Here is a 24201-nt window from a genome sequence, read left to right on the forward strand (position 1 = left end):
CGCTACAGGTCGTCGGGCCGGCCGTCGAGCGCGGCCCGCACCAGGTCGTCGACGGACATCGCGTCGACCTCGGTGCCGCCGGGACCGGTCCCGGTGTCGTCGTCACCCGCGGGCTCCTCGCCGCGGCCGATGAGCCGCAGCAGCGGCTCCAGCACGCCGAGCTCGCGCAGTCGTTCCAGGGGCACGGTGGCCAGTGCTGCCCGGATCCCGGCCTCCTCGCCGTCGGCCCCGTGTCCGTCGGTCCCGGTGTCGTCTCCGGCCAGCTCGTCGAGCAGGTACCGGGCGACGGCGGCGGGGGTCGGGTGGTCGAAGACCAGCGTGGCCGGCAGGCCCAGGCCGGTGGCGGCGCCGAGCTGGTTGCGCAGCTCGACCGCGCCCAGCGAGTCGATCCCCAGGTCGCGGAAGGTCCGTTCGGGCCCGACGTCGTCGCTGCCGGGATAGCCGAGGACCTGCGCGGCACGCGACCGCACCAGGTCCACGACCGTGTCCAGCCGCCGCGCGGGCGGCAGTGCCGCGAGCGTCGCGGCGAGGTCGTCCTCCGCCGCGCCGGGCCGGGTCCCGGCCTGGCCTGCGACGAGCTCGGCGTAGCCGGGGAACTCGCGCAGCAGCGGGCTGGGGCGGGTGCCGCCGAACGCGCCGGCGAACCGGTCGAGCTCGACCTCGGCGACGACCGCGGTCGGCGCCGTCCCCGCGATCAGGCGGAGCATGGTCTCGACCGCGAGCGCCGGGTCCATCGCACCGATCCCGGTGCGGCGGGCCGCGTCGTCGGCGGAGCCGGCCCCCGCCATTCCGCCGCCGCCCCAGACACCCCAGGAGATCGAGGTGGCGGCGTCGCCGCGGGCCCGGCGCTGCTCGGCGAGCGCGTCGAGCACGGCGTTGGCCGCGGCGTAGTTGGCCTGTCCGGGGTTGCCGACGGCCGAGGACGCGGAGGAGAACAGGACGAACGCGTCGAGGTCGAGGCCGCGGGTCAGCTCGTCGAGCAGCAGCGCCGCGGTGACCTTGGACCGGAAGACCTCCCGGTACCGCTCCGGGGTGAGGCGGTCCAGGATCCCGTCGTCGAGCACGCCCGCGGCGTGCACGACGCCGGTCAGCGGCCGGTCGGCCGGGATCGCCGCGAGCACCGCGGACAGCTGCCCCCGGTCGGCGGCGTCACAGGCCGCCACGGTCACGCCCGCACCGAGTGCCTCCAGCTCCGCACGCAGTCCGTCCACACCGGGAGCGTCCGGGCCGCGGCGACCGAGCAGCACCAGGTGCTGCGCCCCGTCGGCGGCGAGCCGTCGCGCCACGTGCCCGCCGAGGGCACCGGTGCCGCCGGTGATCAGGACGGTGCCGGTCGGGGTCCACGCCGTCGTCGTGTCCTCCCGCGGCGGGGCCGGGACGAGCCGCCGCGCCAGGACCGCGGCGCCGCGGACGGCCACCTGGTCCTCGTCGTCGAGCCCGGCCAGTACCGCGCCGAGCGCGGCGGCGGCCCGCGGGTCGGGGTCCTCGGGCAGGTCGGCCAGGCCACCCCAGCGCTGCGGGTACTCCAGCGCCGCGACCCGGCCCAGGCCCCAGATCGCGGCCTGCAGCGGCCGTGCCGGGCGGTCGGTGGTCCCGGTGGAGACCGCGCCGCGGGTCAGGCACCACAGCGGGGCGTCGACGCCCGCGTCGCCGAGGGCCTGCAGCAGGCCGGTGGTGAGTCCGACCCCGTCGGGGACGTCGCCGGTGAGCTCGTCGCGCAGCGCGAGCAGCGACACGACCCCGGCGACCGGGGTCCCGGCGGGCAGCTGCGCGGTGAGTGCGGCGGCGACCACCGCGCGGTCGGTGGAGCCGGTCTCGACGGTCACGACGGCGGTGCCGATCCCGTCGAGCACCGTGGTCACCCACGGGTCGGCGGCGGTGCCCTCCGGGAGCACTGCCAGCCAGGTGCCCTCGGGGGTGCGGCGCCGCCCGGTCGCGGAGCCGGTCAGCCGCTTCCAGACGATCCGGTGCCGCCAGCGGGCCAGCCGGGCCTCCTGCGCCCGGCGGCTGCGCCAGTCCATCAGGGCCGGCAGCACCGCCGACAGCGCCGCGCCCTCGACGTCGAGCTGTGTCTCGAGTGCGGAGAAGTCCTCTTGCGCGACGGCCTCCCAGAAGGCGGCGTCGATCTCGTCGGGGGTGCCCGGGCCGGCGGGCGCGACCGCCCGGGTCTCCTGGCCGGGCATGACGTCCGGCCAGAACCGGTCGCGCTGGAACGGGTAGGTCGGCAGGTCGACCCGGCGGGTGTCGTGGCCGGCGAAGAACGCCTCCCACCGGGGGCCCGCGCCGTGGGTGTGCAGCCGGGCGAGCGCGGCGACCAGGGTCGCCTCCTCGTCGCGGTCGCGGCGCAGGGCGGGGACGGCGAGCGCGTCCGGCGCGCTGCGCGGCACGAGTGCCGACAGGACCGCGTCCGGCCCGAGCTCGAGGAAGGTGCTGACGCCGCGGGCGGCGAGTGCACGGACTCCGTCGGCGAACCGGACGGTGCCCCGGACGTGGCGCACCCAGTACTCCGCCGAGCAGAGCTCGTGCGCCGCGGCGACGGCGCCGGTCAGGTTGGACACCACCGGGATGCGCGGCTCGTGGTAGTCGAGCTCCTCGGCGACCGCGCGGAACTCGGCGAGCATCGGGTCCATCCGGGCCGAGTGGAACGCGTGGCTGACCTGCAGCCTGCTGGTGCGCCGTCCCTCGCCGGCGAGGACCGCCGCCAGGGCGGTCACCGCGTCGTCGTCACCGGACAGGACCACCGAGCCGGGCCCGTTCACCCCGGCGATCGCGACGCCGTCGGTGAGCAGCGGGGTCACCTCGTCCTCGTCGGCCTCGACGGCGACCATCGCGCCCCCGGCCGGGAGCGCCTGCATCAGACGGGCGCGGGCGGCGACCAGCCGGCAGGCGTCGTCGAGGTCGAGGACCCCGGCGACGTGCGCGGCGCTGATCTCGCCGATCGAGTGCCCGGCCACGAAGTCCGGGCGGACCCCCCAGGACTCGACGAGCCGGTACAGCGCGACCTCGACGGCGAACAGCGCCGGCTGGGTCGCCCCGGTCTCGGCGAGGGCGTCGGCGTCGGTCCCCCACATCGTGTCGCGCAGCGGCCGGTCGAGGTGACCGTCGAGCCGGGCGAGCACCGCGTCGACGGCGTCGGCGAACACCGGGTGCCGTTCGTACAGCTCGCGGCCCATCCCGAGCCGCTGCGCGCCCTGCCCGGAGAACAGGGCGGCGCTGCGGCCGCTGCGCTCCAGGCGGTGGGTCGCGACCTGCGGTGCGGTGTCGCCGTGGGCGACGGCGGTGAGCCCTGCGAGGAGCTCGTCGCGGCAGGTGGCGGTGACCGCGGCCCGGTGGTCGAACGTCGCACGGCTCGTGGCCAGGGCGCGGGCCAGGTCGCGCAGCCGCAGGTCCGGGTGCTCGCCGAGGTGGGCGACCAGCTCGTCGGCCTGGGCACGCAGCGCGGCCTCGGTGCGGCCGGACAGCAGGACCGCGACCGCGCCGGGGTCGTCGGGGGTGTCGTCGGCGCGCCGGACGACGTCGGCGTGCGGGGGCTGCTCCAGGATGGCGTGCGCGTTCGTGCCGCTGGCGCCGAAGGAGGACACCGCGGCCCGGCGCGGGCGCCCGGTCTCGGGCCACCCGGTGGGCGCGGTGAGCAGCTGTGCGTCGCCCGCGGTCCAGTCCACGTGCGAGGACGGGTTCTCCGCGTACAGCGAGCGCGGCAGCACGCCGTGCTCCATGGCGAGCACCATCTTGATGACGCCGCCGACGCCCGAGGCGGCCTGGGTGTGGCCGATGTTCGACTTCAGCGAGCCGAGCAGCACCGGCCGGTCGCGGTCCTGTCCGTAGGTGGCGAGCAGGGCCTGGGCCTCGATCGGGTCGCCGAGGGTGGTGCCGGTGCCGTGCGCCTCGACGGCGTCGACCTCGCCCGGGGTGAGCCGGGCGTTGGCCAGCGCCTGGCGGATGACGCGCTGCTGGGCCGGTCCGCTGGGTGCGGTCAGACCGTTGGAGGCGCCGTCCTGGTTGATGGCCGAGCCGCGCAGCACCGCGTGGACGCGGTGGCCGCGGCGGCGGGCGTCGGAGAGCCGTTCGACGACCAGCATGCCGACGCCCTCGGACCAGCCGGTGCCGTTCGCGTCGTCGGAGAAGGCGCGGCAGCGTCCGTCCGGCGACAGCGCACCCTGCGCGCTGAACTCGACGAACCCGACCGGGGTGGCCATGACGGTGACGCCGCCGGCCAGCGCGGTCGAGCACTCCCCCGCCCGCAGGGCCTGCGCCGCGAGGTGCAGCGCGACCAGCGACGAGGAGCAGGCGGTGTCCACCGAGACCGTCGGGCCCTGGACACCGAAGGTGTAGGCGACGCGGCCCGACAGCAGGCTGGCGGACTGGGCGGTCTGCCACTGCCCGGCCTCGGCGGGCGGCCGGTAGTCACCGGAGCCGCCGCCGACGAACACGCCGTACTCGGCGCTGCCCCGCAGCGACGACGGGTCGATCCCGGTGCGCTCCAGCGCCTCCCACGAGGTCTCCAGCAGGATCCGCTGCTGCGGGTCCATCACCAGTGCCTCGCGCGGCGAGACGCCGAACGGTCCCGGGTCGAAGTCGGTGGCGTCGTGCAGGAACCCGCCCTGGGCCGTGGCGCTGCGGCCGGGGCCGTCACCGGCGAGGGTCTCCAGGTCCCAGCCGCGGTCGTCGGGGAACGCCCCGACGGCGTCGACGTCGTCGGCCATGAGCTGCCACAGGTCCTCGGGCGAGGCGACGCCACCCGGGTACCGGCAGGCCATGCCGACGATGACGATCGGGTCGTCCCCGGTGGCGGACGCGGCGAGGGTGACGGGCTCGGCGGCACCGTCACCCCCGCCGAGCAGCTCGCCGCGCAGGTGCGCGGCCAGCGCGGCGGGGTTCGGGTGGTCGAAGACCAGGGTGGCGGGCAGCGCGACACCGGTGGCGGCGGTGAGCTGGTTGCGCAGGTCCACCGCGGTGAGCGAGTCGAAGCCGAGGTCCCGGAAGGGCAGGTCGGGTTCGAGCGGCTCGCCGTCGGTCAGACCGAGCACCGTCGTCGCCGTCGCGGCGACGAGGTCGAGCAGGATCGTGTCCCGCTCCGCCTCGGGCTGCTCGGCGAGCCACTGCCCGTACCCGCTCGCGGCGGCCTCGCGGCCGGCCCGCTCGCGGGCCGCGCCGGACAGCGCGGTGCGGGCCTCGGGCAGCGCGTCGAACAGGGTGGTGGCGCGGGCGTCGTGGTGGGCCGGGGCGAAGGTCTCCCAGCGCACGTCGGCCACGATCTCGGCGGCGGAACCGTCCGCGACGGCCCGGCCCAGGGCGGCCATCGCCGCGTCGCCGTCCATCGCGGGCAGGCCGTTCATCCGCAGGTGGGCCGCCGTCGAGCGGTCGGCAAGATCGGTCCAGGCGCCCCACGCGACGGCCGTCGCGGGGACACCGCGCCCGCGCAGGCTGCGGGCGACGGCGTCGAGGTGGGCGCCCGCGGCGGCCTCGACCACCCGTCCGCGCACCCCCCAGACCCCGGCGATCGAGCCGAACAGGACGACCGCGTCGAGGTCGCGTGCGGTCGCGGAGCCGGTGAGCGCCGTGGCGAGGGCCTCGACGGGGGCGAGGACGTCGGCGAGGCCGGCGTCGCCGAGCGCCTCACCGGCGTGGACGACCGCGGTCGGGGCGTCGGGGGCGCCGTCGAGCAGTGCCGCGAGCGCGGCCGGGTCGGCGGGGTCGGCGCCGGACACGGTGACCGCGACGCCGAGGTCGGCCAGCTCGGCGGTGACGGCGTCGGCGTCGACGGCCGCCGCGGCCGAGGGCGCGGTGAGCACCAGGTGCGTGGCGCCGTCGGCGGCCAGCCGGCGCGCGGCGCGGCGGCCCAGCGCCCCGGTGCCGCCGACGACCAGCACGGTGCCGTGCGGGCGCCAGCGGGCGGCGGCCGTGCCCTCGGCACCGCCCGCCCGCACGAGGCGGCGGGCGTAGGCGCCGGTGGCGCGCACCGCGATCTCGCTCTCCCCGCCCGGCTCGGTGAGCAGCGCGGCGAGTGCGGTCGCGGCGGTGGCGGCGACGGCGTCGGGGCCCGCGGGCAGGTCGGCGAGACCGCCGAACCGCTGCGGGGTCTCCAGCGCGGCGACCCGGCCCATCCCCCACAGCGCGGCCTGGCCGGGGGCGGGGGTGGTGCCCTCGGCGGCGACCGCGCCGCGGGTGACGCACCACAGGGGCGCGTCGATCCCGGCCGCGGCGAGCGCGGCGAGCAGCGCCGACGGCCGGGCGGGCCCGGACGGCAGCCCGGACGTCCCGGCGGCGAGCAGCGACACCACCCGGTCCACGGGCCGGTCGGCGTCGTCGAGGACGCCGAGGGCCACGGTGAGCTCGTCGGTGGAGCCGTCGCCGACCACCACGGTCTCGGCGTCGAGCGCGGTCACGAGGGCGTCGGTCCAGGCGTCGGCACCGGCGGACACCAGCACGAGCGTCCGCCCGGTGACCGCGGCCGCCGGGGTCGGGACCGGGGTCCACGTCTCGCGGTAACGCCAGGTCGCGGCCGCGGACTCGGCGCCGTGGCGGCGGCGCCACGCGGACAGCGCAGGGACCATCGTGGCGAGCGTGTCGCCGTCGACACCGAGCGAGCCCGACAGGCTCTCCAGGTCCTCCCGCTCGACAGCCGCCCAGAAGGCGGAGTCGGCCGGGTCGGCCGGTCCGGCGCCGCCGCCCGGCGTGCCGGGCTCGGGCCAGTAGCGTTCCCGCTGGAACGGGTAGGTCGGCAGCTCGACCGGCCCGCGGGCGGGCAGCACGGCCGCCCAGTCCGGTCCGGCGCCGTGGACGTGCAGGACGGCGAGGCCCTCGAGCAGCGCGGTGCCGGCGTCGCGGTCGCGCCGCTGGAGCGCGACGACCACCGCTGCCGGGCCGTCGGCCGGTGCCACCGTGTCCAGGGTCTGCTGGGCCGGGGCGAGCAGCGCCGCGTCCGGGCCGATCTCGGCGAACACGGTCGCCCCGGCCTCGTGCAGGGCGCGGACACCGTCGGCGAACCGCACGGCCTCCCGCACGTGACGCACCCAGTAGCCGGGCTCGCCCAGCTCCGGCCCGGCGAGGGCACCGGTGAGCGTGGAGACCAGTGGGATCCGCGGTGCGGCGAAGGTGATCCCCGAGATCGCGGCGGCGAACCCGTCGAGCATCGGGTCCATCAGCGGCGAGTGGAAGGCGTGGCTGACCCGCAGCCGCCGGGTCCGGCGGCCGTCGGCCGCCAGCCGGTCGGCGAGCGCGCCGACCCCGTCGGCGTCCCCGGAGAGGACCAGCGAGGCGGGCCCGTTGACCGCGGCGATCGCGACACCGTCGGTGAGCAGCGGGGTGACCTCGTCCTCGGTGGCCTCGACCGCGACCATCGCACCCCCGGCCGGGAGCGCCTGCATCAGCGAGGCCCGGGCCGCGACGAGCGCGCAGGCGTCGTCGAGGGAGAGCACGCCGGCCACGTGCGCGGCGGCGATCTCACCGACCGAGTGCCCGGCGACCAGGTCCGGGGTGCGCCCCCAGGACTCCAGGAGCCGGTACAGCGCCACCTCGACGGCGAACAGCGCGGGCTGGGTGGTGCCGGTCTCGTCGAGCCGGTCGGCGGCCGCCGAGCCGGGCTCGGCGAACAGCGCGTCCCGCAGCGGTGCGTCGAGCAGGGTGTCGAACCGGGCGAGGACCTCGTCGAGGGCCTCGGCGTAGGCGGGGTGGCGCTCGTGGAGCGCACGGCCCATCCCGGCGTGCTGGGCGCCCTGCCCGGAGAACAGGAACGCCGTCCGGCCGGGGGTGCGGGGTGCGGTGCCGCGGGCGGCCTCGCGGATCCCGTCCGGGCCGGCGAGGAGCACGGCGCGGTGGCCGAACAGGGTGCGGCCACCGGCCAGGGTCGCGGCGACGTCGGTGGCGGTGTGCCCACCGGCAGCGCCGACCACGCGGTCGATCTGCTCCTGCAGGGCCGCGGGGGTGCGGGCGGACAGCACCCACGGGATCTCGCCGGGCAGCTCGGCGGCGGCGGTCTCCGGGGCGGGCGGTGCCTGCTCGACGATGACGTGGGCGTTGGTGCCGCTGACCCCGAACGCCGAGACACCGGCCCGGCGGGTGCCGCCGGTCTCCGGCCAGTTCCGGGCCTCGTCGAGCAGGGCCACGGTGCCGGCGCTCCAGTCGACGTGCGAGGACGGCGTGCCGGCGTGCAGGGTGCGGGGCAGCGTGGCGTGCCGCATCGCGAGCAGCATCTTGATCACCCCGGCGACGCCGGCGGCGGCCTGGGTGTGACCGATGTTGGACTTGACCGTGCCCAGGTGCAGCGGGCGGTCGGTGTCGCGGTCGCGGCCGTAGGTGGCGATCAGGGCCTGGGCCTCGATCGGGTCGCCGAGGGTGGTCCCGGTGCCGTGCGCCTCGACGGTGTCGACGTCGGCCGGGGTGAGCCCGGCGTCGGCCAGCGCCTGGCGGATGACCCGCTGCTGGGACGGCCCGCTGGGGGCGGTGAGCCCGTTGGAGGCGCCGTCCTGGTTGATCGCCGAGCCGCCGATCACGCCGTGCACGCGGTGGCCGTGGCGGCGGGCGTCGGACAGGCGCTCCAGCACCAGCATGCCGACGCCCTCGGACCAGGCGGTGCCGTCGGCGTCGTCGGAGAAGGGCTTGCAGTGCCCGTCCGGGGCGAGGCCGCCCTGGGTGGAGAACTCGACGAACGAGTCCGGTCCGGACATGACCGAGACCCCACCGGCGAGGACCAGGTCGGCCTCCCCGTCGGTCAGTGCCCGTCCGGCCCAGTGCAGGGCGACCAGCGACGAGGAGCAGGCGGTGTCGATGGTGACGGCGGGCCCCTCCAGGCCGAGGGTGTAGGACAGCCGGCCGGACATGACGCTGGCGGTGTTGCCGGTGGCGGCGTAGCCCGAGACGTCGTCGGCCGACCGGCGCAGCAGCGTCGCGTAGTCCTGGCCGTTGGTGCCGACGAAGACGCCGGTGGCCGAGCCGCGCAGCGTCGCCGGGTCGATCCCGGCCCGCTCGACGGCCTCCCAGGTGGTCTCCAGCAGCAGCCGCTGCTGGGGGTCCATGGCGAGCGCCTCGCGGGGGGAGATGCCGAAGAACCGGGCGTCGAAGTCCGCGACGCCGTCCAGGAACCCGCCCCGCAGCGTGGCCGAGGCCCCGTCGCCGAGCGCGGCGAGGTCCCAGCCGCGGTCGTCGGGGAACCCGGTGATGCCGTCATCGCCGCGGGCCACGAGCTCCCACAGGTCCTCGGGGGTGCGGACCCCGCCGGGGAACCGGCAGGCCATCCCGACGACGACGATCGGGTCGTCCACGGCGGCGCTCGTGCGGACCGGGCCCCGCTGCTCGGGCAGCGTGCCGAGCAGCTCGCCGAGCAGGAACCCGGCCATCTCCCGCGGGGTGGGCCGGTCGTAGACCAGCGTCGCGGGCAGCGACAGCCCGGTGGCGGCGTTGAGCGCGTTGCGCAGCTCCAGGATGGTCAGCGAGTCGAAGCCGAGGTCGCGGAACGCGCGGTCGTCGTCGACGGTGCGCGGGTCGGCGTGTCCGAGTACGGCCGCGACCTGGGTGCGCAGTACGTCGAGCACGACGCCGAGGCGTTCGTCGTCGGGCAGGGCCGCGAGCCGGCCGCGCAGCCCGGTACCGGTGTCCCCACCGGTGGTGGGGGCGGCGAGCCGGGCGACCTCGGGGAGATCGGCGACCAGCGGCATCGGCCGGACGGACCCGAACGCGCGCAGGAACCGCTCCCAGTCCATGTCGGCGATCGCGAGGGTGGTCTCCCCACCGTCCCGGCTCCCGTCGACGGCCCGCAGCAGCGCGACCGCCGCCGTCTCCGGGTCGAGCGGTTCGAAGCCGCCGCGCCGTACGCGGGCGGCGACCTCGGCGGCGTCGGCGACCATGCCGGAGCCGTCCCACGGGCCCCACGCCACCGACAGCGCGGGCAGGCCGCGGGCGCGGCGGTGCTCGGCGAGGGCGTCGAGGTAGGCGTTGGCGGCGGCGTAGTTGCCCTGACCGGCGGCGCCGATCATGCCTGCGGTCGAGGAGAACAGCACGAAGGCGGCGAGGCCGCTGTCGCGGGTCAGCTCGTCGAGGTGCTGGGCGGCGACGGTCTTGGCCCGCAGCACCCCGGAGTAGCTCTGCGGGGTCAGCGCGTCGAGGACTCGGTCCTCGAGCACGCCCGCGGTGTGGAAGACCCCGACCAGCGGCAGCTCGGCGGGCACCGTGTCGAGCAGCGCGGCGAGCGCGTCGCGGTCGGCGACGTCACAGGCGGCGACGGTGACCCGGGCGCCGAGCTCCTCCAGCTCGGCGCGCAGGGCCGCGGCGCCGGGGGCGTCGGGGCCGCGGCGCGCGGCGAGCAGCAGGTGCGCGGCTCCCTCGCGGGCGAGCCGGCGCGCGACGTGACCGCCGATCCCGCCGGTGCCGCCGGTGATCAGGACGGTGCCGGTGGTGGCGTCGAACGGGGCCGGTGTGGCCCCGGCGCGGGCGGGTGCGTGCACGAGCCTGCGCAGGAAGACCCCGGAGGCCCGCACGGCGACCGCGTCCTCGCCGTCGGTCGCGGCGAGCACGCCGCGCAGCCGGCGGGCGGCCGGTGCGTCGACCACGGCGGGCAGGTCGACGGTGCCGCCGATCCGGCCGGGGAGCTCCAGGGCGGCGGTCCGCAGCAGACCCCAGACGGCGGCCTGGTCCAGCTCGGTGACCTCCTCGGAGCGTCCGACGGCCACCGCACCCCGGGTGACGGTCCACAGCGGGGCGTCGACACCGGCGTCGCCGAGTGCCTGGACGGCGGTCGTGGTGAGGCTCAGTGCGGCGGGCACGCCGGGGTGTCCGGCGTCGCCGTCGGCGAACGGCAGCAGGGACAGGACGCCCGCGAACTCCGGGCCCTCCCCCGCGGCCGCACCGACCGCGGCGGCCAGCGTGGCGCGGTCGGTGCCGGTCACGGTGACGCGCTCGAGCCCGCCCCCGCCGAGGGCGGCCTCGACATCGGCGGCCCACGCGGCGGTCGCGTCGTCGCGGTAGGTCTGCGGGACCAGCACGAGGCGGCGGCCGTCGAGGTCGCCGCCGACCGGGGACCCGCCGCGCGGGGCCCAGGTGATGCGGTAGCGCCAGCCGTCCCGGGTGGCCTGCTCGCCGCGGCGGCGACGCCATGCGGTCAGCGCCGGGACCATCGCGGAGACGGTGGCGTCGTCCAGGCCGAGCGAGCCGACCAGTCCCTCGACGTCGTCGCGCTCGACGGCGGCCCAGAACTCGGCGTCGGCACCGGTGCCCTCGGGCACGGCGGCGGCCGCCGTCTCCGGCCAGTACCGCTCTCGCTGGAACGCATACGACGGGAGGGCGACCTGCCCGTGGCCGTACCCGGCGAGCAGCGCCCGCCGGTCGAGGCGGGCGCCGTGGCAGTGGGCGCCGGCGACCGCGGCGAGCACCGTGCGCACCTCGGGGCGGTCCTTGCGCAGCAGCGCCAGCAGCGCGGTGCCCGGCTCGTCGCCGACGGTGTCGCGCGCGGCCGCGGACAGCACGCCGTCCGGTCCGAGCTCGACGAAGGTGCGCACGTCGTGCTGCCCGGCCAGGGTGGCGACCCCGTCGGCGAAACGTACGGTGGCCCGGACGTGCTCGACCCAGTAGCCGGGGTCGGTGAGCCGGTCGGCGGTGGCGAGGGCTCCGGTGACGGTGGAGACGATCGGGATCGCCGGTGGCGCGTAGTCCAGCCCCGAGACCACGGCGCGGAACTCGTCGAGCATCGGCTCCATCAGCGGCGAGTGGAACGCGTGGGAGACCCGCAGCCGGTGGGTGCGCCGGCCCTGCGCGGCGAGCCGGGCGGCGACCGCGTCGACCTCGTCGGCGGCGCCGGAGACGACGACCGCGGCCGGGCCGTTCACCGCGGCGATGCCGACGCCGTCGGTGAGCAGCGGCGCCACCTCGTCCTCGGCCGCCTCGACGGCGACCATCGCGCCCCCTGCGGGCAGCGCCTGCATCAGGCGGCCGCGGGCGGCCACCAGGGTGCAGGCGTCGTCGAGGGACAGGACGCCCGCGACGTGCGCGGCGGCGATCTCGCCGACCGAGTGCCCGGCGAGCAGGTCGGGAACGACGCCCCACGACTCGAGGAGCCGGAACAGCGCGACCTCGAGCGCGAACAGCGCGGGCTGGGCGTGCCCGGTGCGCTCCAGCAGGGCGGCCTCGTCGGAGCCGGGCTCGGCGAACAGGACCTCGCGCAGCGGCGGGCCGCCGGCGTCGGTGTCGAGCCGGGCCGCGACGTCGTCGAGGGCGTCGGCGAACACCGGGTACCGGGCGTACAGCTCGGCGCCCGCCCCGGCCCGCTGGCTGCCCTGTCCGGTGAACAGGAACGCGGTGCGGCCACGACCGGCGGTGCCCCGGACGGTTCCGGGCGCGGTGCCGCCGTCGCGCAGCGCGGTGAGGCCGCGGACCAGCTCGTCGCGGTCGCCGGCGACCACGGCACCCCGGTGCTCCAGGGCCGCGCGGGTGGTGCCCAGCGCGTGCGCCAGCTCGGCGGGCCGCAGCTGCGGCCGCTCGTCGAGCAGGTCCAGCAGGCGGCCGGCCTGGTCGCGCAGCGCGGTCTCGCCGCGGCCGGAGACCAGCACCGGGGCCACGACGTCGTCCGGGAGCGGCACGGCGGGTGCGGCGGCGGGGACGGCCGGGGCCTGCTCGAGGATCGTGTGCACGTTGGTGCCGCTGATCCCGAACGACGACACCGCCGCCCGGCGCGGGCGGCCGGTCTCGGGCCACGCGGTGCGCTCGGTGAGCAGGTCGATCGCCCCGGAGGACCAGTCGACGTGCGTGGAGGGCTGGTCGATGTGCAGCGAGCCGGGGACGACACCCTCCTGCAGCGCACGGACCAGCTTGATCACGCTCGCGACGCCGGAGGCCATCTGGGTGTGCCCGATGTTGGACTTCACCGACCCGAGCAGCAGCGGCCGGTCGGTGTCCCGGTCCCGCCCGTAGGTCGCGAACAGCGCCTGGGCCTCGATCGGGTCGCCCAGCGCGGTGCCGGTCCCGTGGCCCTCCAGGACGTCGATCTCCTCCGGTGCGACCCCGGCCCCGGCGAGCGCCTGGCGGATCACGCGCTGCTGGGACGGGCCGTTGGGCGCGGTGAGCCCGTTGGACGCACCGTCCTGGTTGACCGCCGAGCCACGGACCACGGCCAGTACCTCGTGCCCGTTGCGGACCGCGTCGGACAGTCGCTCCAGCAGGACCAGGCCGACGCCCTCGGCGAGGGTCATGCCGTCGGCGCCGTCGGCGTAGGCCTTGCAGCGGCCGTCCTCGGCGAGGGCGCGCTGGCGGCTGAACCCGACGAACGACATCGGGGTGGACATGATGCTGACGCCACCGGCCAGGGCGAGGGTGCTCTCCCCGGTGCGCAGCGACTGGCACGCCAGGTGCATCGCGACCAGCGACGACGAGCACGCGGTGTCCAGGGTGACGGCCGGGCCCTCGAAGCCGAACAGGTAGTTGACCCGCCCGGACAGCACGCTCGGGAGCGTGCCGGTGATCATGTGGCCCTCGGCCCCCTCGGCGGCGGGCGCCCCGGAGGCGTAGTCCTGGTAGCTGGCGCCGATGAACGTGCCGGTCCGGCTCCCACGCTGCGCGGTCGGGTCGATGCCGGCGTGCTCGAAGGTCTCCCAGGTGGTCTCCAGCAGCAGCCGCTGCTGCGGGTCCATCGACAGCGCCTCGCGCGGCGAGATCCCGAAGAACCCGGGGTCGAAGTCGGCGACGTCGCGCAGGAACCCGCCCTGCGTCGAGTAGGTGTGCCCGGCCCGGTCGGGGTCCGGGTCGTAGAGCGATGCGGCGTCCCAGCCGCGGTCGTCGGGGAACCCGGAGATCGCGTCCACCTCGTCGAGGGCGACCCGCCACAGGTCCTCGGCGGAGGCGACCCCGCCGGGGTAGCGGCAGCTCATGCCGACGACGACGATCGGGTCGTCCTGGTCCTGGGCGGCCGCGGTGGACCCGGCGCCGGCCGCGAGCGGGGTGGCCCCGGCCAGCTCGGCCCTCAGGAACGCGGCGAGCGCCGCGGGTGTCGGGTGGTCGAAGACCATCGTCGAGGGCAGCGTCAGGCCGGTGACCGAGGCGAGCCGGTTCCGCAGCGCGACGGCGGTCAGCGAGTCGAACCCGACGTCGCGGAACGCCCGCTGGTCGGTGAGGTCGTCGGCGGAGGCCATCCCGAGCACGCCGGCGGCCTCGGCCCGGACCACGTCGAGGACCCGGCGCAGCGCCTCGGCGTCGGTCAGCCCGTCCAGCGTGGCGGCGAACGAGCCCTCGGCGACCGTGCCCGCGGTCCGTTCCGCGGCGGCGGTGAGCGCCGCGACCTCGGGGATCTCGTCGTAGAGCCGTGTGGGCCGTCCGGAGGTGTAGACCGGGTGGTAGGTGTCCCAGTCGACGTCGGCGACCGCGACGACGGTCTCGGCGTCGTCGAGGGCCCGTTCGAGCCCGTTCAGCGCGAGCTGCGGCTCCATGAACACCAGGCCGCTGCCCCGGATGGCGGCCGGGTCGACCCGGCCGAGCTTCAGGTCGTCGGCCCAGATGCCCCAGGCGATCGACGTGGTCGGCAGGCCGCGGGCCCGCCGATGCTCGGCGAGGGCGGCGAGGTGGGCGTTGCCCGCGACGTAGGCGGCGTGCGCCCCGCTGCCCCACATGCCCGCGGTGGAGGAGAACAGGACCAGGTCGGCGGGGTCGCCGCCCCGGTCGTCGAGCAGCTCGGTGAGCACCTGCGCGCCGGTGACCTTGGCGTGCAGTACCCGGGCGAGGTCCTCCTGGGTCGTGGCGTCGAGGGTGGCGAGCTCGATGGTGGCGGCGGTGTGCAGGACGGTGCGCACCGTGGCGCCGTGGGCGTCGAGCCGCTCCAGCAGGCCCGCGACGGCGGCGCGGTCGGTGATGTCGCAGGCCACGGCCTCGACCGTGGTGTCGCTGCCGTCGAACTCGGCGAGCAGCTCGGCCGCGCCGGGGGCGTCGGGGCCACGGCGCGACAGCAGCACGACGTGCTCGGCGCCCCGCTCGGCCAGGCGGCGCGCCAGGTGCGGCGCGAGGGTGCCGGACCCGCCGGTGACCAGCGTGGTCCCCCGCGGGTCCCACGTCCGGGCCGGCCGGGCGCCCGCGGGCTCGGCCCGCACGATCCGCCGGGTGAACACCCCGGTGGGACGCAGCGCGAGCTGGTCCTCGGCGCCCAGCTCGCCGGCGAGCACGGCGACCAGCCGCGCGGCGGCGCGCTCGTCCAGGGCGGTGGGCAGGTCGATCGTCCCGCCCCAGCGCTGCGGGTGCTCCAGCGCGGCGGTCCAGCCGATGCCCAGGACCTGGGCCTGGACCGGGGCGGTGACCTCGTCGGTGCGTCCGGTGGCGACGGCGCCACGGGTCAGTGCCCACATCGGCGCGTCGATGCCGCTGTCGCCCAGCGCCTGGATCAGCGCGACGGTCAGCGCCACTCCGGTGACCAGGCCGGTCCGCGGCACGGCCGTGGTGTCGGCCTCGGCCAGCACCGAGACGACCCCCGAGACGGCACCCGGGTCGGCGCCGGAGCCGTCCCCGGTCGCCGCGGCGAGCCGCCCGGCCAGGACGGCACGGTCGGTGCAGCTCTCGTCGAGGACGACGTGGCGGACGTCGGCCCCGTGTGCGGCCAGCGCACCGGCCACCTCGGCGTCGTCGGTCCCCTCGGCAGAGACGACGAGCCAGGTGCCGTCCAGGGTCCGCTGCGGCAGCGACCCGGCCGGGTTCCAGGCCACGCGGTAGCGCCAGGAGTCCAGGGTGGAGCGGTCCCGGCGGCCGCGGCGCCAGCTCACCAGCGCGGGCAGGACCGCGGCGACGGCGTCCGGGTCGGTGTCCAGGGTGGTGGTCAGGGCGGCGAGGTCGCCGTCCTCGACCGCGGCCCAGAACGCCTCGTCCTGCGGGTCGGCGGCGGCGGTGACCGCGGGGGGCAGGACCCACAGCTGGTCGTGGGCGAACGCATACGTGGGCAGGTCGGTGCGGGACGCGCCGGTCCCGTCGAAGACCCGGGTCCAGTCGACGGCCGCCCCCCGGACGTAGAGCTCCGCCGCGGACAGCACGAACCGGTCGTAGCCGCCCTGGTCACGGCGCAGCGTGCCACCCGCGACACCGGTGACGCCGGCGTCGTCGAGCACGTCCTGCACCGACATCGACAGCACCGGGTGCGGGCTCGTTTCGACGAACGTGCGGTACTCGGCGGCCTGCAGGGCCTCGACCGCGTCGGCGAACCGGACCCGGTTGCGCAGGTTCTCGTACCAGTAGGAGGCGTCCATCGTGGTCGTGTCGAGCCAGTCGCCCGTGACCGTGGAGAACACCGGCACCTGCGACGGCTGCGGGGCGAGCCCGGCGAGGGTCGTGGCGAGCTCGTCGCGCAGGTCCTCGACCTGGTGCGAGTGCGAGGCGTAGTCCACCGCGATCCGGCGGGCGCGGACGTCGGCGGCGTCGAACGCGGCGAGCAGCTCGTCGAGCGCGTCGGGCTCGCCGGCGAGCACCGCGGAACGGGGGCCGTTGACGGCGGCCACCGACACCCGGCCCTCGTAGCCGGCGAGGTGCCCCTCGGCGTCGGCGACCGGCAGCGCGACCGACATCATGCCGCCGCGCCCGGCCAGCGACCGCGCGATCGCCCGGCTGCGCAGCGCGACCACCCGGGCGCCGTCGCGCAGCGACAGCGCACCGGAGACGACGGCGGCGGCGATCTCGCCCTGGGAGTGGCCGACGACCGCGTCGGGCTCGACGCCGTGCGCGCGCCACAGCGCGGCCAGTCCGACCATGACGGCGAAGGTGGCGGGCTGGACGACGTCGACCCGCTCGACGGGCGGCGCCCCCTCGGCGCCGCGGAGCACGTCGTCGAGCGACCAGTCGGTGAACTCGGCGAGGGCCTCGGCGCACTCGGCGACCCGGTCGGCGAAGACCGGGGACTCCTCGAGCAGGCGTGCGCCCATCCCGAGCCACTGCGCCCCCTGGCCGGGGAAGACGAACACGGTGCGGCCCTCGACGTCGGCGACGCCGCGGGCGACGACGCCGGACGGGCCGTCGGCGGCGACCGCGCGCAGCCCGGCCGCCCGGTCCGCGGGGTCGGTCGCGACGACGACGGCGCGGTGCTCGAACGGCATCCGCGCACTCACCAGGGAGAACCCGATGTCGGCGGGGCGGGCGTCGGTCGTCTCGAGGTGGGCGAGCAGGCGGTCGGCCTGGCCGCGCAGCGCGGCGGCACCGCGGGCGCCGAGCACCCACGGCAGGACCGGCTCCGGCGCCGACGGCAGGACGGGCCCCGACGGGGTCGCGGGGGCCACCGGGGCGGCCTCGGGCGCCTGCTCCAGCACGGTGTGGGCGTTGGTGCCGCTGATCCCGAACGACGACACCGCGGCCCGGCGGGGACGACCGGTCTCCGGCCATGCGGTCTGCTCGGCGAGCAGCTCGACGCTGCCTGCCGACCAGTCCACGTGCGAGGACGGCTCGTCGGCGTGCAGCGTGCGGGGCAGCATCCCGTGCCGCAGCGCCATCACCGTCTTGATCACCGAGGCGACGCCCGCGGCGGACTGGGTGTGCCCGATGTTGGACTTCACCGAGCCCAGCAGCAGCGCGCGCGCCGCGTCGCGGTCGCGGCCGTAGGTGGTCTGCAGGGCCTGGGCCTCGATCGGGTCGCCCAGCGGGGTGCCGGTGCCGTGCGCCTCGACGGCGTCGACGTCGCCGGGCTCGAGCCCGGCGTTGGCCAGTGCCTGGCGGATGACCCGCTGCTGGGAGGGCCCGTTCGGGGCGGTCAGGCCGTTGGAGGCGCCGTCCTGGTTGATGGCGGAGCCGCGGATCACCGCGAGGACCGGGTGGCCGTGGCGCTCGGCGTCGGAGAGGCGTTCAACCAGCACGATGCCCACACCCTCGGCGAGGGTCATGCCGTCGGCGTCGTCGGAGAAGGCCTTGCAGCGGCCGTCGCGGGCCAGCGCGCGCTGGCGGCTGAACGCGATGAACGGGTTGGGGGTGGTCATGACGGTGGCGCCGCCGGCGACCCCGAGGGTGCTCTCCCCGTTGCGCAGCGACTGGCAGGCCAGGTGCAGTGCCACCAGCGACGACGAGCACGCCGTGTCGACGGTGACGGCCGGGCCCTCCAGCCCGAACACGTAGGACAACCTGCCGGACAGCACGCTGGGGCTGGTGCCGGTGACCAGGTGACCCTCGGCGCCGTCACCGGCACCCAGGCCGTACTCCTGATAGCTGGACCCGATGAAGGTGCCGGTCAGGCTGCCGCGCACGGTGTCGGGACGGATCCCGGCCCGCTCGAAGGACTCCCAGGTGGTCTCCAGCAGCAGCCGCTGCTGCGGATCCATCACCAGCGCCTCGCGCGGCGAGATGCCGAAGAACGACGGGTCGAACTCGTCGGCGGTGTGCAGGAACCCGCCCTGGGTGGAGTAGGTGGTCCCGGGGCGGTCCGGGTCCCGGTCGAACAGCGCGGCGGTGTCCCAGCCACGGTTGACCGGGAAGTCGGAGATCGCGTCGGTACCGGAGGTGACCAGGTCCCAGAGCGCCTCCGGCGAGGAGACGCCGCCGGGGAACCGGCAGGCCATGCCGATGATCGCGATCGGCTCGGCGTCGGCGGCGCCGACGGCGACCGGGCCGGTGCCCTCCGCCGCGGTGCCGAGGATCTCGGCACGCAGGTGCCGGGCGAGCTCCAGCGGGCTCGGGTGGTCGAACACCAGCGTGCTGGGCAGCGTCAGGCCGGTCGCGGCGGCGAGACGGCTGCGCAGCTCGACCCCGGTCAGCGAGTCGAACCCGAGGTCGCGGAACGCGCGCGACCCGGCGACGGACTCGGCCGACCCGTGGCCCAGCACGGCCGCGGCCGCACCGCGGACCAGCTCGGTGAGCAGGCGCATCCCGGCGGGCTCGTCGAGGGCGCGGACCCGGGTGACGATCTCGGTGGCGGCGACGCCGGACTCCGGCTCCGCGAGGTCCGCGAGACCGGCGATCAGTGCGCTCGGCCGGGCCGAGGTGAACAGCGGTGCGTAGCGGTCCCAGTCGACGTCGGCGACGGTGACCTGGGTGTCGGCGTCGACGACGGCGCGCCGCAGCTCGGTCATGGCCGGGCCGGGGTCGAGCAGGCCGAGTCCCTGCCGCTGCAGGGTCGTGGCGACGGACTCCTCGGTGGCCATGCCGGACCCGGCCCACGGGCCCCAGGCGATGCTGGTGGCGGTGGCGCCGCGGGCGCGGCGGTGCGCGGCGAGTGCGTCGAGGTAGGCGTTGGCGGCGCCGTAGGCACTCTGCCCGCCGCTCCCCCACACCCCGGCGACGGAGCCGAACAGCACGAACAGGTCGAGCTCGCGGTCGGCCAGCAGATCGTCGAGGTGCGCGGCGCCGGCGATCTTGGCGGCCGTGCGGGCGGCGACACCCTCGACGTCGAGGGTGTCGAGCGCGTCGTAGTGGCCGACGCCCGCGGTGTGCACGACGCCGGTCAGCGGCGCGTCGGCCGGCACGGCGTCCAGCACGGCGGCGAGCGCGTCGCGGTCGGTCACGTCGCAGGCCTCGATCGCGACCGAGGCGCCCAGCGCGGTGAGCTCGTCGCGCAGCTCGGCGGCCCCGGGTGCGTCGGGGCCACGACGGCTGGTGAGCACCAGGTGCGCCGCGCCGGAACGGGCCAGCCAGCGGGCGACCTCGGCGCCCAGCCCACCGGTACCGCCGGTGACCAGGACCGAGCCGGTCGCGGTGAACGCGGTGGCCGGCGGCAGCGCGTCGACGGTGTGCCGGACGAGCCGGCGCCCGGACACCCCGGAGGAGCGCAGGGCGAGCTGGTCCTCCCCGTCGGGGGTGTCCTTGTCGGCGAGCACCCCCGCGAGGCGCTGTGCGCTGCGCGGGTCCAGCTCGGCCGGGAGGTCGACCAGGCCGCCCCACAGCCGCGGGTGCTCCAGGGCGACGCTGCGGCCCAGGCCCCATGCGGTGGCCTGCACCGGGTGGGTGACCGGGTCGGCGGGACCGGTGGAGACGGCGCCGCGGGTCGCGGTCCACAGCCGTGCGGTCGTCCCGGTGCCGTCACCGGCGTCGGCGTCGGCGAGGGCCTGGACGAGCGCGACGGTCAGGGCGAGGCCGCGGGTCAGCGGGGCGGCGCCCGCAGCGGGGCGCTCGTCGAGCGGCAGCAGGGACAGCACGTGGGCGGGGTCACCGTCGGCGGTGCCCGCGGCCAGCCGCGCGGCGACCGCGGCGCGGTCGGCCGGGCAGTCGTCGTCGAGGACGAGCCGGCGGACCCGGGCGCCGTGCGCGCCGAGGGTGTCGGCGAGCCCGTCGAGCAGCGTGGTCTCGGCGTCGGTGGTGGCGCCGGTGGCGACCAGCAACCAGGTGCCGTCGAGGACCGGCGCGGCGGGGCGCCGCAGCCGGGTCCACTCGACGCGGTAGCGCAGGGTGTCGAGCCGGGCCTTCTCCCGGTTGCCGCGCCGCCACGTGGTCAGTGCGGGCAGCAGCGGGGTGGCGACGTCGTCGGCGTCGAGGCCGAGGATGCCGGCGAGCTCGGCGGCGTCCCCGCGCTCGACGGCGGCCCAGAGCTGCCGGTCGGCCGGGTCGGTGTCCTCCCCGGCGGACGCGGCGGCCGCGGGCAGCTGCGGCCAGTAGAACTCGTGCTGGAAGGCGTAGGTCGGCAGGGCGGTGCGGCGGGCACCGGTCCCGTGCAGCAGCGCGGCGGGGTCGAGGTCCAGGCCGTGGACCTGCAGCCGGGCGGCGGCCGTCGCGGCGGCGAGCTCCTCGCCCCGGTCGGCGCGCAGGAAGGGCACCAGCGCGGTGTCGGCGCCGTCCCCGAGGGTCTCGCGGGCCATCGCGGTGAGCGGTGCGTCGGGTCCCAGCTCCAGAAGGACGGTCGCGCCCTGGTCGTGCAGCGTGGTGACGCAGTCGGCGAACCGGACCGCCTCGCGCACGTGCCGCACCCAGTACCCGGGCTCGCACAGCTCGGTGTCGGCGGCCCGGGCGCCGGTGAGGTTGGAGACCACCGGGATCCGGGGCGCGTGGTACTCGATCCGCTCGGCCACGGCCCGGAAGTCCTCGAGCATGCCGTCCATGTGCGGCGAGTGGAACGCGTGGCTGACCCGCAGTGTGCGGGTCCGGCGGCCCTGCTCGGCGAACGTCGCGGCGAGCGCGGCGGTGGCGTCGGCGTCGCCGGAGACGACCACCGATCCCGGCGCGTTCACCGCCGCGATCGACACCCGCTCGTCGAGCAGCGGGGTGACCTCGTCCTCGCCGGCCGCGATCGCGACCATGGCGCCACCGGTGGGCAGCGCCTGCATGAGCCGTGCGCGGGCGGCGACCAGCCGGGCGGCGTCGGCCAGGGTGAACACCCCGGCGACGTACGCGGCGGTGATCTCGCCGATCGAGTGCCCGGCCACGAGGTCGGCCCGCACGCCCCAGCTCTCGACGAGCCGGTACAGCGCGACCTCGACCGCGAACAGCGCGGGCTGGGTCCAGCCGGTCTCGTCGAGCAGCGCGGCCTCCGCGGTGCCCCCCTCGGCGAACACGACCTCGGCGAGCGGCCGCTCGAGCAGCGGGTCCAGCGCGGCGCAGACCTCGTCGAACGCGGCGGCGAACACCGGCTGGGCGGCGTACAGCTCGCGGCCCATCGCGGCGCGCTGGCTGCCCTGGCCGGTGAACAGCACCGCGGTCCGGGCACGCCCGGCGGCCTCCCCCTCCACGACGCGCGGGTCCGGACGTCCGGCGGCGAGCGCGCCGAGCGCGGCGAGCAGGTCCTCGCGGTCGCCCGCCAGTACGGCGGCGCGCTGGTCGAAGCGGGTGCGGGTGGTGGCGAGTGAGTGGGCGAGGTCGGCCGTGCGGACGCCCGGGTGGTCCCGCAGGTGGTCGAGCAGCCGGCCGGCCTGGGCGCGCAGCGCGGGGCGGCCGCGGCCCGAGAGCAGAAGCGGGACCACGGCCGGGGTGGCCCCGGGACCGGGGTCGGGGGCGGGCGCGGAGTCCGGTCCCTGCTCCAGCACCGTGTGCACGTTGGTGCCGCTGATCCCGAACGACGACACCGCGGCCCGGCGCGGACGGCCGGTCTCCGGCCACGCGGTCTGCTCGGTGAGCAGCTCCACGGCGCCCTCGGTCCAGTCCACGTGCGAGGAACGGGAGTCCGCGTGCAGCGTGCGGGGCAGCACGCCGTGCCGCATCGCCAGCACCATCTTGATCACGCCGGCGACGCCGGCGGCGGCCTGGGTGTGCCCGATGTTGGACTTCAGCGACCCCAGGTGCAGCGGCCGGTCTGTGTCCCGGTCCCGGCCGTAGGTGGCGAGGATCGCCTGGGCCTCGATCGGGTCGCCCAGCGAGGTGCCGGTGCCGTGCGCCTCGACGACGTCGACGTCGTCGGTGGACAGCCCCGCGCTCGCCAGCGCCTGGCGGATCACTCGCTGCTGGGACGGCCCGTTCGGGGCGGTGATCCCGTTGGAGGCGCCGTCGGAGTTGACCGCGGACCCGCGGACCACGGCCAGGATGTCGTGGCCGTGGCGCAGCGCGTCGGACTGCCGTTCCAGCACCAGCATGCCGACGCCCTCGGACCAGCCGACGCCGTCGGCGTCGTCGGAGAAGGCCTTGCAGCGCCCGTCCGGGGACAGGCCGCGCTGGCGGGCGAAGTCGACGAACGCCGCCGGGGTGGACATGACGGTGACACCGCCGGCCAGCGCGAGCGAGCACTCCCCGGTCCGCAGCGCCTGCATCGCCCAGTGCATCGCGACCAGCGAGGACGAGCACGCGGTGTCGACGGTGACCGCGGGCCCCTCCAGCCCGAGGGTGTAGGCGACCCGGCCCGAGGCCAGGCTCGGCGAGCTGCCGACCCCCTGGAAGCCCTCGAACTCGGGCCCCCCGGCCAGGACGGCGTTGTAGTCGCTGTACATGACACCGGCGAACACGCCGGTCGCGGTGCCGCGCAGCGTCGACGGGTCGATGCCCGCCCGCTCGACGGCCTCCCACGAGGTCTCCAGCAGCTGGCGCTGCTGCGAGTCGGTGGCCAGCGCCTCGCGCGGGCTCATCCCGAAGAAGGCCGGGTCGAACTCGCCCGCCTCGTGCAGGAACCCGCCGGAGCGGGTGTAGGTGGTGCCGGGGTGGTCCGGGTCCGGGTGGTGCAGCGCCTCGAGGTCCCAGTTCCGGTTGGTCGGGAAACCGGAGATCGCGTCGGTGCCCTCGGTGACCAGGCGCCACAGCTCGTCGGGCGTGGACACCCCGCCCGGGTAGCGGCAGGCCATGCCGACGATGACGATCGGGTCCTCGACGTCCACCGCGACGCGGGCGGCCGGGACGGCCTCGGTCTCGGCGCCCAGCAGCTCGTCGGTGACGTGGGCCGCGAGGTGCCGGACCGTCGGGTGGTCGAACACGAGCGTGGCGGGCAGCCGCAACCCGGTGACGGTACCGAGCCGGTTGCGCAGCTCGACGGCGGTCAACGAGTCGAACCCGAGGTCGCGGAACGCGCGGCCGGCGTCGACGTCGGCCGCACCGGCGTGCCCGAGCACCAGGGCGACCTGGCCGCGGACCAGGTCCAGGACCAGCTCCTCGCGTCCCTCGGCGTCCAGGCGGGCCAGCCGCTGGGCGAGACCGTTCGCCGTCGCCGAGCCGGTGGCCGCGGTGCGCCGGGCCCGGGTACGGATCAGGGACCGGAGCAGCGGCGGGGCCTCGCCGCCGGCCCGCAGGGCGGGCAGGTCCAGACGGACCGGCACCAGGGCGGGCTCGGGGGCGCCGAGCGCGGCGTCGAACAGGGTCAGCCCCTGCTCCACGGTGAGGGCGGGGGTCCCGGCGCGGGCCATTCGCGCCATGTCCTCGTCGGAGACGCCACCGGTCATCCCGCCGGTCCGCTCCCACGGTCCCCAGGCCAGCGACAGACCTGCCAGGCCCGCGGCCCGGCGGTGCGCGGCGAGCGCGTCGAGGGCGGCGTTGCCCGCCGCGTAGTTCGCCTGCCCGGGGCTGCCGAACACCCCGGCGACCGAGGAGAACAGCACGAACGCGTCGAGGTCGAGACCCAGGGCCGCGGCCGCGGTGTGCAGGTTCCACGCGGCGTCGACCTTCGGGCGCAGCACCGCCGCGAGCCGCTGCGGGGTCAGCGAACCGACGGTGGCGTCGTCGAGCACCCCGGCGGCGTGCACCACCGAGGTCACCCGGTGCGCGCCGAGCAACTCGGTCACCGCCGCGGGGTCGCTCACGTCGCAGGCGACGACCTGGGCCCGCGCACCGGCGGCGGTGAGGTCGGCGACCAGCTCGGCCGCGCCGTCGGCGGCCGGGCCGCGGCGCCCGACCAGCAGCAGGTCGGTCACGCCGTGGGTGGCGGCCAGGTGCCGG

Annotated in this window: 1 protein-coding gene (only partly in view); it reads right to left on the reverse strand. The window is 77.0% G+C overall.

Annotated features, from left to right (window positions below; genetic code table 11):
• Positions 1-2 precede the first annotated feature (2 nt).
• Positions 3-24201 carry the 3' portion of a type I polyketide synthase gene (locus ATL51_RS06190; RefSeq protein WP_100877983.1) on the reverse strand. Its footprint extends 4316 nt past the window's final position, so the window shows 24199 of its 28515 coding nt (coding positions 4317-28515); its start codon lies off the right edge, out of view — the gene reads right to left on this strand; its stop codon occupies positions 3-5.

The organism is Pseudonocardia alni, from assembly GCF_002813375.1.
In the GTDB taxonomy this organism is placed as follows: Bacteria; Actinomycetota; Actinomycetes; order Mycobacteriales; family Pseudonocardiaceae; genus Pseudonocardia; species Pseudonocardia alni.